Source organism: Virgibacillus indicus (assembly GCF_002266285.1).
GTDB lineage: Bacteria > Bacillota > Bacilli > Bacillales > Amphibacillaceae > Virgibacillus_K > Virgibacillus_K indicus.
This window is the reverse complement of the sequence record NZ_NPMS01000014.1, coordinates 37742-49200: the sequence shown is the minus strand read 5'-3', so window position 1 is coordinate 49200 and position 11459 is coordinate 37742. Positions and strand designations below refer to the sequence as shown.

At 38.5% G+C, this 11459-nt stretch carries 9 protein-coding genes; 4 read left to right on the top strand and 5 right to left on the bottom strand.

The window, feature by feature from the left end; translation table 11 throughout:
* Positions 1 to 666: 666 nt before the first annotated feature.
* From menC to CIL03_RS18435, 5 genes are all read right to left on the bottom strand, one after another.
* Positions 667 to 1770, bottom strand: coding sequence for an o-succinylbenzoate synthase (gene menC / locus CIL03_RS18455; protein WP_206207722.1), 1104 nt, complete (start codon positions 1768 to 1770; stop codon positions 667 to 669).
* Positions 1771 to 1812: 42 nt separating this feature from the next.
* A complete protein-coding gene (locus CIL03_RS18450; RefSeq protein ID WP_094887354.1) occupies positions 1813 to 2742 on the bottom strand; it encodes a GNAT family N-acetyltransferase in 930 nt (309 codons plus the stop codon).
* A 577-nt stretch (positions 2743 to 3319) separates the two neighbouring features.
* Positions 3320 to 4432, bottom strand: a complete 1113-nt coding sequence (locus CIL03_RS18445) for an IS110 family RNA-guided transposase (protein ID WP_094887353.1) — start codon at positions 4430 to 4432, stop codon at positions 3320 to 3322.
* 245 nt (positions 4433 to 4677) lie between these two features.
* Complete coding sequence (locus CIL03_RS18440; protein ID WP_094887352.1) at positions 4678 to 5802, bottom strand: M20 peptidase aminoacylase family protein; 1125 nt, start codon at positions 5800 to 5802, stop codon at positions 4678 to 4680.
* 38 nt (positions 5803 to 5840) lie between these two features.
* Positions 5841 to 6683 carry a MurR/RpiR family transcriptional regulator gene (locus tag CIL03_RS18435; RefSeq protein ID WP_094887351.1) on the bottom strand — a complete coding sequence of 281 codons (843 nt, stop codon included), beginning with the start codon at positions 6681 to 6683 and terminating at the stop codon, positions 5841 to 5843.
* A 243-nt stretch (positions 6684 to 6926) separates the two neighbouring features.
* On the opposite strand from CIL03_RS18435, the gene CIL03_RS18430 reads away from it, so the two are divergent.
* The 4 genes from CIL03_RS18430 (at position 6927) to serA (ending at position 11349) form a co-directional block, all read left to right on the top strand.
* On the top strand, positions 6927 to 7343 hold the full coding sequence (locus CIL03_RS18430; protein WP_094887350.1) for a YflT domain-containing protein: 417 nt from the start codon (positions 6927 to 6929) through the stop codon (positions 7341 to 7343).
* 276 nt (positions 7344 to 7619) lie between these two features.
* The gene (locus CIL03_RS18425) at positions 7620 to 8390 is read left to right on the top strand and encodes an NRDE family protein (protein ID WP_094887349.1); all 771 of its coding nucleotides are present in this window, start codon (positions 7620 to 7622) and stop codon (positions 8388 to 8390) included.
* 170 nt (positions 8391 to 8560) lie between these two features.
* Entirely contained in the window at positions 8561 to 9706 is a 1146-nt protein-coding gene (locus CIL03_RS18420) for a pyridoxal-phosphate-dependent aminotransferase family protein (RefSeq protein WP_094887348.1), read from the top strand.
* A gap of 59 nt (positions 9707 to 9765) precedes the next feature.
* Positions 9766 to 11349: a phosphoglycerate dehydrogenase gene (gene serA, locus CIL03_RS18415; RefSeq protein ID WP_094887347.1), complete on the top strand. Its 1584-nt coding sequence runs from the start codon at positions 9766 to 9768 to the stop codon at positions 11347 to 11349.
* Positions 11350 to 11459: the final 110 nt, after the last annotated feature.

Sequence of the window (11459 nt, the reverse complement as noted above, 5' to 3'; positions counted from 1 at the left end):
TATAGATGGTTTAAAGCAACAAACAGAAGCTTTTCCAAGCAGTATGGGCATTAAAAAAGCAAATTAAGAAGTGATTCCTTTGTAGGTAGAGCTACCTGCCTCCGTAAAAAGTATTCGCTAATACAACTTTGGTTGTATGGAATATAAAGTCTCATGGAACAGAAGATAAATCGAGGATGTTGTACACAGACATTCGCTTCAATGAAAAAGAAAAAAAGATAGCCTTTTTTCTAAGTAGTTATAGCGACCTGTGGAGAACTTCGAGAGGCTTCTACAAGTACATGAGAACCCAACTCCTTTAGGGGTGGGAGTAGTCAGATAGGCCATATCAACTTTATTATGTACAATTGCATTTCTGAGTTCTGCAAACTCCAGCAGATCATCACTATAACGCTTAACAATTGCGTTCGAATTGCGCAGAATCTTAACTGCTTTTGAAAAACCTGCTTCTTTTCTTTTAAACAATAAAGATTTTAATAGCTTTTCTATTCTATTAAAAGATGTTAAGAATTTCTCCGAGTTTTTGTAAATTACCGAATTCTCCATGGTTGAAAAACCTCACTCTGCAACAGTTTACTTTATAATATCATAGGTTCATATCATTATTAATGCGAACAGCATCGCTGTTCGCATTAATATCGGGCTAGCTCTCACCTTTTGTTGAGTTTAAAAATTAAATATCTTTTCATCTACTGTAAATTCTTCCAGGGCTGCTTCATCAATGTCATAACCAATTCCTGGCTTACTTGGAACAGTAATAAGACCATCTCGAACAATGACCTCAGGCTTAATAATGTCTTTTTCCCAATACCTTGATGAACCAGCTGTATCACCTGGCAAAATAAATTGATTTAATGCAGTTAAAGCAATATTATGTGCACGTCCGACCCCTGCTTCAAGCATTCCGCCACACCAGACTGCAATGTCATGTTTTTGACAGTAATCATGAATTTTCTTCGCTTCTGTTAGACCACCAACACGGCCAATCTTTATATTAATAATTTTACAGCTGCCTAATTGAATAGCTTTTCTCGTATCTTCCAGTGAATGAATGCTTTCATCTAAACAAATAGGTGTATTCATAACAGCCTGAAGCTTTGCATGATCTACAATATCATCATGACCCAAAGGCTGTTCAATCATTGTAAGATTCAGGTCGTCCAATTCTCGCAAATGCTCCAAGTCATCCAGTGTGTAGGCTGAATTGGCATCTGCCATAATTGGTGTATCTGGGAAATGTGCACGAACTTCTCGTAAAACATCTACATCCCAGCCTGGCTTAATTTTGATTTTCATTCGCTTATATCCTTCTTGAACATAATATTCAATCGTCTGAAGCAAGTCTTTGACTGATGGATGAATTCCAATACTGATTCCAACTTCAATTTCTTTCTTTTCACCGCCAAGTGCTTTCGCTAACGTTATATTTTTACGTTTTGCATATAAATCCCATATGGCTCCCTCCAGTGCAGACTTCGCCATATTGTGCCCTTTGATTGGTTTAAATAGCTCAGACACTTCGTCAGGGTGTGAGATTTTATTTTCCTGCAAAATTTTTATTAAAAAATCCTCCATAATATGTAAATTGGTTTTTACTGTTTCTTCGCTGTACCATGGGCTTGTAAATGCCACGGATTCACCAAAGCCGCAGTTTCCTTCTCCATCAATTATTTCCGTTATATAAAACTCCTTGTCCTGCATTGTTCCAAAACTTGTTGTAAATGGATCTTTTAACCGCATCTGTAATTTTCGCAGTTTAATTTGTTTCATTGGAATAGTCAAATTCAAAACCTCCTATTTTTAGTGGAAAACTTACTTAGTAAAAACATAATAGCTTAATTGATTCGAATCATTGCGAATGATATCTCTTGCCTGATATCCATCTGCAAAAAGTGTTTGAAAAACCTTTCGTGTCTTCATACGCCAAAGCTTCGCAAGTTCCAGTTTTTCTTGTTTAACTGCTTGAAAATTGGTTGGTACAGCCATTAGCCAAAAATCATTTTCTTTATGATAGGTTGTATGAAAATTATCTGTAATCATCGGACTGCCATCTGCAGTTTTTGAAAGCAAAACTCTTTCTTCATCAAATTTTATCCTATCTGCTTTACGGCGATTATTGATATCCCACTTGATTTGAATACGATCCGTTGGCAGACCTTGATTCAGTCCATCATTCATTGATCCATAATGATTTTCTTTGTAAATGGCTCCCCTTGCACCAAGCTTGTGCAAATTCAGATAGGCATTTAAACTTTCAAGTGGATCAAATGTCCATGTAATCATTTCATAACCTTTTTCTCTGGCAAGTTCAGCTTGTTTCTGCTTCATTTTCACACCAAGACCGCTTTTTCGATAACCAGGTAAAATCCCGAGCATGTGTGAGCATAAATAAGGGTTTCCTCTGTCAAAACCAGCAAAGCTGTATAAGAATCCAATCATTTCGCCTCCATCATAAGCCCCTAAAATAATTCCTCCATTATTTAATGCTGTATATGTTTGATGGACTGGCGTTGGCGGCATATGCCAAACAGATTCCTCTACTTCCTGCATGTGAATTAATTCATCCATAGCAGTAATGGAACGGATTGTTATATTTTCCATCATTAAATTCCTTCTTTCGTTAGGACTTTTTTCATTTTTTATTTCTTGTATAACACCGCAGTTGATGTAAATTGCGACATAATTGGTATCTGCTATAATCGCCGTTCGGGATCGCTGCGGGCGGATGCTTTCCGCGGGCACGGCCTCAGCCTCCTCGAGAAAACCACTCTGCGGGGTCTTCGGACACGTGCTATTCCCGCAGGAGTCACCGCCCTTCGCTCACCCGAACTGGTGAGACGGTTCGATGTTTTGTATATAGCTCACTAGTTCACTTCATCGGCAGTAATCAGAATATCAGCGTAGGAAATACACTGAGACTGATATGAACGAAACTGTCAAATCCCTCCGCAAACTTTTTTTATTTTAGTATTTTGGGCAACTTTAAATTGAGAGTCCTTGAGGGCTCTTTTATTGTAAGAGTTATTTGTTTTTTCGTTTTATATTTGACTCCTTTCTATATGTTATAAAGTGGATAAATACACGGCACGAAGGCAAAAATCTCTACTCTGATGAGCATACTGATATCCGTGGGTTCTCACATTTTATCTTTCCGTCTAAGGATCTGTCACGAACTCCTGGCGTGCGTTCACTTATAATAAGCTAGCACAAGTCTCTGTCGTGCGTTATCCTTTACGGTTTTCATCTTTGCCTCCGAGCCCTATATTCATTCCCTTTTTGGATCCTGATATCTTCCTTGGCTTGGTCTTCTGTTCTGTTTTTATTTCATAGCTGCTTTTTCTAATTCCGTCCCTATTGCCCAGATGAAACCTGCTAATTCCCTGGCAATAGCTGTAATTGCCTTTGGTTTTTCTTTTCCACGAGCGACTAGTTGATAGAACCTTTTATGCAATCGGGTTTGGGCTTTCCATGATATTGCTAATATATCCGTCGGCTGTCCTTTCTGTCTTTTTTCCAACCCACGTTTAACGGCGGGTTGATACCTGTAACCCCAGGCAGACTCAACTAATAGCTTGCGTATATGTTGATTCCCTGTTTTAGTGATATTTCCTAATTTACGCGACAGACCACTTGAACTTTCACTTGGAACGAGGCCATTGTATGCCATAAAATGTTGAGCTGTGGGAAATCTCGTAAAGGAACCAATTTCCGCTACCAAGCTCGTAGCTGTAATAAGCGCTACACCCCGTAATGTCATTAAAGCTTGAATCATTGGTGCGTGAACGCCATCTTTAGACTGCTCCTCAATTTCCTGTTCTAAAACTTTTAATCGCTGTTGATGTTCTTTTAGTTGTTGTAAATATTCCCGAAAGGTAACTTTTGATGCAGAGCGTTTAAAGGTTAAACGATCTAACCAATCCCAATATCTTGCTGACCATCTTTTTACTCCTTCAGGCTCTCTGATTTCATTCCTTAATAGGAATTTGGTTAGCCTGTGTTTTGACCTTTGTTCATCTTCTTTTATAGCTTCACGAGCTCGAACTAAATCACGTAATGCTTCGTCATCTTCTGTTGGCACATAAATAGGGGTTAACTCTCCAGCTCGATAAAGACTAGCTAGATTTAATGCATCACGCTTATCCGTCTTTACGCGATTTCCTGGTTTGTTTGGCACCAACGATGGTGCAATGACTTCACATTCAATATCCATGCTCTTTAAAAGTCGATATAGTCCATATCCAGTTGGCCCAGCCTCGTAACAAACTCGAAGTTGTTCGGGGTCACCTAACTTTTTAATTAATTTTCTTATTGCTTCTACTGTATAGCTAATCATACCGATATACCTTGGCTTTGAACGCCCTTCGTCCGCAACCGCCACCGCAATTTTTTCTTTCGATACGTCTAAACCGACATACTTTGTGGTATTATTCATTATAACTAGCTCCTTTCGTATGATAGCTCTGATTTTGGATATGCTTATTTATTCTATACCCAAATTAACCTACGAGATTACGATCAGGGGCTAGTTTCGTTCATAATAACTCCTGCGGGAAAGCGAAGTGTATTTCCGGAGCGAGTTTTAGCACTCAAGCTTTGGCACGACGCGAGTGAACTTTCACTACGTCGCAGTCTATAGAAACTGCTAATAAATTTTTCTCCTTCTTAAAAACAGCTTCATTAATTTAAGTTAGCTGTTTTATAAAGTGCTTTTGTTAGGATTTCCACTGCTTTTGGAATGGCTTCATGATTAAAGGTCATGTGTGGATGATGCAAGCCTGGCTTTAAGTCACAGCCGATCGCCAGCATGGTTGCTTTAATATGTGGCCGTTTAATTGTATAGAAATGAAAGTCATCCCCGCCTGTTGTTGTAATGACAGGTGCCAGACTTTCTTCTCCAAAACTATCAGAAATTGCTTCACGCATTACATTGATTGTACTATCATCAAGCACTGCTGCAGCAACATTTGCATTTGTGCTGGAAGTAATACTGACCTGATGATACTTAGCAAGCATTTCGAAAATCTGATTTACCTTTTCTGTCAGTTCATCCATCACTTCATTTGTTTGTGCCCGAATATCTATGGAGAAGTCAGCATTTCCAGGTATAATATTGGCACTTTTTCCTCCTGCATGAAATGAAGTCATTTTAATAGAATGAGGAATCATCGGGTTGATCTGTATATTATTTAAATGCTGGAATAACTCTAATCCAATCTGAATGGCATTGGCATTGAGATGCGGACGCGCACCATGTGCATCTTCCCCTTGTATCGTTCCTTGAATAAACTTAGCAGCTCCGTGCTGTATCGCAGGAGCAAACTGTCCGTTTTTCAATTCTTCATTCGGCCGTAAATGCATGCCATATAAATAGTCCACATCATCTGCGACACCTTTTTCCACATAGGCTAAAGCACCTGTCCCCTTTTCTTCTGCTGGCTGAAAGATAAACTTAAATGCAGCATTTTCCGGTGGTCCATTCTCAAGAATAGTCAGTAATGTGCCGATGACGATGGTCATATGTGCATCATGACCGCATGAATGGTTTGCTTGAAACTTCCCCTTAACCTCCTGCCATAATGCATCAATATCTGCCCGCAGTGCAATAACCGGTTTACCTTTTCCAACTTCAATCACCATACCGGTTGTGTTATCAAACGTTGTAATCCGGCAATTTTCTTGTTCAAATAGTTTTTTAATATAATCTGTTGTTTTCGTTTCCTCCCAGCTTACCTCCGGGTTTTCATGTAAATGTTTAAAAACTTTATTTAAATTAGGGATTAGCTTTTCAATGATCAAATTCATATCAAAACTCCTTCATTCACTTTTACTTTTACTTATTACTATGCAAAAAAGTTCTTTGCATCAATCGAATCAAATAAATCCGCTCGTTTTTGAAATTTTTCCTGATTTCTTAATGAGATACTCGAAATGATGCTATTTGTTAATGATAAAACTGCGGGAGCTGCGTCAAGTGTTGATTTCACATTTAATTGTATTGGCAAAGTGATACTTGAATATGCTGTAATTGGCGAGACTGGCGAATCCGTGATTGCAATGACAAATGCCCCTTGCTGCTTAGCAAGCTTTGCGATCTGTATGGTATCTAATGCATAGCGATGAAAAGAGAAAGCAATGCATACACTGCTGCTGCTGAGTTCGCTGATCCGCAATAATATATCATCCGTATTTGCATGAAAAAGGCGGGTATTCCCTACAACTAAATCCAGGGAAAAAGCAAACCAGCTAGCCATTGCATGGGAGGAACGAACACCTGATACTAGTATGCGATCAGCCTCTGCTAATTTCGAAACAGCAATTTCCAGGCTCTCTTCAGAAATTTGTTTCATCGTTTTTTTTATGTTATTCAAATCATTGGCCATTAGGCTTTTAATAGGATTATCCATTTCCTCGTCTACTGTTTTATCCTCGATATAATCTGTTAAACTGCTTTTTTTAAAGAGATTACTTTGGACTTCCTGCTGAAGCGCACTATATCCATTGTACCCAAGCTTTTTACAGAAACGGATGATGGTAGTTTCACTAACATCTATTTCCCTTCCTGCTTGTGCTGCAGAATGAATAGCAAAAATATTAGGTTCATTTAAAAAATATGCGGAAACCTTCTGTAAACTCCAAGAAAAATTATCCTGCTGCTCGTATACCTTCTGAAAAATATGTTCCATTACAATCCTCCAGGTTGTTATATTCGAAAATAAAGTTAATCCTTTTTATTTATACCTATAAAAATGAAATCCTTTTTTAAATTTAACTCATCCTATCATATAAGAATTATTTTATCAATACGTAATTTTGAGAATTCTTACCTCCTGCAGAATATATGCAAGTCTTATCTATTGTTTTAAACCATACAATCTAGGGAATACACCTAGGAAGAAAAAAACTTATCCTATAAGGAGGCAATTAAAATGACCAGGCAAATTTTTGGGTCTTTTGATACGAAGGATGAGGCTATTAATATTGTGAACAGTTTGGAATTAAAAGGGTACAAAGCAAAGAATATTTTAATCTTTGCAAATGATGACAATACAGGAGAATTAGCAAAACGGACAGACGTAAATGTGGAAAGCAGTATAGTCGAAACAGAATCCGAGTCAAGTTTCGCCGATAAGTTAAAAAAAATATTTATGAATGATTCAGGTTCTCATCCCTACTTACATGAAAAATTAAACTATGCCGGTATTTCTGATAAACAGGCGGAAAAATATGTGGAGGATATTGAAGCTGGGAAAATTCTTGTTCTGGCAGATGATGAACTGCGGATGGGGCACGATTCAGTCAGTGATGATGTAACACTGTCTGTAGATACAATAAAACGTAATTAATAAAAATTGCCGGACAGCAATAGATGCTGCCCGGCAATTTTTTAAATCAAAAAAACGCCTAAATAGACGTTTTTAACGAAATATTTGTGGCGAAGAATCATGTGGTTCACATGCACATGTACTGCTTTATTCTTCGTCTTACACAAATCAGCTCATCGCCTGATAAGTATAGCACTTTCATGTGGATCATGCCACATGAATTTTTTGCATCACAGCTTTTTATTTTGATATACTGGCTCTCTTCCAAGTATACTTATATAAAAGGGGGCATTGTACATGTGCTTGATCAATTTTCAATTTCAGGAACATCCTAAATATAAATTAATTGTTGCAGCAAACCGGGATGAGGCATATAACCGGCCAACAGCACCTGCTCATTTTTGGGAAAACCAGCCGGAGACACTGGCAGGCAGAGATTTATCGCAAATGGGAACATGGCTTGGCATAACAAAGCACGGCAGATTCGCAGCCCTAACCAATTTCCGTCACCCTGACCATATGGGAACAGGAGAATATTCCCGTGGCGAAATTGTCGCAAACTTTTTAGCAAATGATACCCCTCCATTCGATTACCTGTCTTCCCTTAAATTAAAAAGGAAAAATTATACCGGCTTTAATGTTATTGCAGGAGATCCCGATCAGCTATTCTATTATTCAAATGTGGAAAATAAAGTTACAGAGGTCAGTAACGGAACTCATGGTCTGAGTAATCATTTTTTAAACACACCGTGGCCGAAAGTAGTAAAAGGAAAGAATCGATTAAAAAAATATGCTATGGAACACGAAATCATTGATGAAGATGTCTTATTTGAAATTATTGCCGATGCTGAATATGCACAGGATCAAGAATTGCCAGAGACCGGTATCGGGTTGGAACTTGAACGAAAACTATCCCCGTTATTCATAAAAACTCCAGATTATGGAACCCGCTCCTCCACAGTATTACTAATTGACAGGAATAATCACGTGACATTTATTGAACGGACATATGAAAAAGGTAATTTTAAAAAGGAAAATGAAAAAAGCTTTTCTTTCAAAATCGCTTGATCAGAAAATTTCCTTATTATTCAGTTTAACCGCTTTCATTCGCTAAAGTGCTGAATTTATAAGCAATAAACTAATAATTACAATTGATGCACTATATTGACAATTAGTAAAGTTCTGCTATGCTGAAAATTATTTAATAAATATTTTCAGCATAGGGAGGGGCATGAAGTATGCTAGCCGATCAGCAAATATTACGTATCCCTGGTCCAAGTCCGATTCCCCCAAGCGTCCAGCGGGCAATGAGTCAGCCAATGATTGGACACAGGGGACTGGAAACCAAAGAATTGCTTCAGCAAATCAAACCGGAACTAAAAACCGTATTTGGCACAAAACAGGATATACTTTTGATTGCTGGGAGTGGAACTGCGGGCCTCGAGGCGGCAGTAGTAAATACAGTTTCGTCTGGAGATGAAGTTCTGGTAATCGTAACAGGTGCTTTTGGAGATCGTTTCGCTAAAATTTGCAATGAATATAAAACCAATGTCCATCGGATTGATACTGCATGGGGTGAAGCTGTAAATCCGGATGTTATTAAAGACTATCTTAAAAGTCATTCCGGGATTAAAGCAGTATTTGCGACTTATTGCGAAACCTCCACTGGCGTATTAAACCCGGTTGATGAAATTGCAAAAATTGTACATACATACTCAGATGCATTATTCATTGTTGATGGCGTTTCCTGTGTAGGCGGAGTGAAAACAAAAATGGATGATTGGGGTATCGATATCCTGGTTACTGGCTCACAAAAGGCAATGATGCTTCCAGCGGGATTAACATTTTTGGCAGTAAGTCAACGGGCCTGGAAGACCATTGAAGAAAATAAGCAGTCCAGATTCTATTTAGATCTCAAAAAATACCGGGATAACCTCGCAAAAGATTCCACCCCGTTTACCCCTGCATTGTCCTTATTATTTGGGTTGAAGCAGGTACTAAAATTAATGCAGGAAGAAGGACTTGAAGAGGTATACAAAAGACATCAATTAATGAAGGAAATGACCAGATCAGCATTTCGCGCATTACAGATTCCTTTACTGACAAATGATACGGCTGCCTCCCCTACTGTTACAGCTATCAAGCCTGGCGATTTTCGGGCTGAAGATTTAAGAAGGTTACTTAAAAAAGACTTCAATTTAAGTGTAGCCGGAGGGCAGCAGCATATGAAGGGTGAGATTTTCCGGATTGGCCATATGGGTTACTGTTCACCTGCTGATGTACTTCAGGTTATCAGTATAATAGAAATCGGAATTAAAAAAGCTGGAGGAAATATCGAACTCGGAAAAGGAACTCGTGCCGCTCAAGAGATATATCTGGGATAGGACCTGGATAAATTTGCTTGAAATTTTCATATGGAACAACTTTACAGGAGGTTCAACGGATGTTTAATATACTGATTGCTGATCCACTTAGTGAGGATGGAATTCAGCCACTTCGAAACGCAGATAATATGAATATTGTAATTGATACAAATCTGACGCCACAGGAACTGGAAGAAAAGATCGGAGAATTTGATGCATTGCTCGTCAGAAGTCAAACACAAGTAACGCGAAACCTGCTAAGCAAAGCTTCCAAATTAAAAATCATTGGACGCGCCGGTGTTGGTGTGGATAATATCGATTTAGATGCGGCAACTGAGCATGGAATCATTGTTGTCAATGCTCCAAATGGAAATACAAACTCTGCTGCCGAGCACACGATGGCAATGATTATGGCCCTTTCCCGAAAAATCCCACAGGCCTATAATTCATTAAAGAACCGGAAATGGGACCGGAAAAAATACATTGGTGTTGAATTAAAAAATAAAACCCTGGGAATTGTCGGGCTTGGAAGAATCGGTGCCGAAGTTGCTCACAGAGCAAAAGGACAGCGAATGGACATTATCGCATATGATCCGTTTTTAACCAAGGAAAAAGCTGATAATATGGGAATCGGCTCTGGTACTTTGCAGGAAGTATTGCAGGCTGCCGATTTCATAACGATACATACACCATTATTGAAAGACACAAGGCACCTGCTGAATACGGAAGCATTTCAACTTATGAAACCCGGAGTCCAAATTGTAAATTGTGCACGTGGAGGAATTATTGACGAGGACGCTTTATATGAAGCTATCGTTTCCAAAAAAGTTGCTGGTGCCGCATTGGATGTTTTTGAGGAAGAACCGTTTCTGGATAATAAACTATTGGAATTGCCGGAAGTAATTGCTACACCACATTTAGGTGCAAGCACCATCGAAGCCCAGGAGAGTGTCGCAATCGATGTCTGCGAGGATGTAATCAGCTTTTTAACTGTGGATTCTGTAAAAAATCCGGTTAACCTTCCATCTGTACCAAGAGATGTATTAAGTAAAATCGAACCCTATTTTCATATGGCAGAAAAATTAGGAGAATTCCTTATACATTTAACAGAAGAAGTAGTAGAAGAAATAAATGTCTATTACTCTGGGGAGTTGTCTGCATTTGAAGTTTCACCATTGACCAGAAATACAGTAAAAGGATTACTGAAGCGTCACCTGGGAAATCATGTAAACGATGTGAATGCCCTTTATCTTGCTGAGCGAAGAGGAATTACAATTCATGAAAATAAAACCTCTACAGCAAAAGGATTTACTAATTTGCTAAAAGTAGAAATAAAAACAAAGTCAGAGAAACGCAGTGTTTCAGGTACACTTCTGAATGGTCTGGGGCCAAGGTTCGTTAAAGTAGAAGAATATAGTGTTGATTTCACACCGAAGGGCCATATTGTTGTTATTCATCATAAAGACCAGCCAGGGGTAATTGGGAAAATGGGAAGCCTTTTAGCACAGCATGACATTAATATTGCGACAATGCAGGTAGACCGATCCGATATTGGCGGAAATGCTATTATGATCCTCTCAGTCGATAAGCATATGGAAAACGAAGAACTGGCTATTTTAAAATCTATTGAAGAGATCAAAGAAGTATTCGCAATTGACCTGTAAATACTACCTTAACTGTAATAGTTTTCTTTTAGGGTTGAAATTAGTAAAGATCACTTCTGAAATTGCTGACGATTTCAAAAGTGATCTTTTGTTTTTTATCTCTAAAAGAA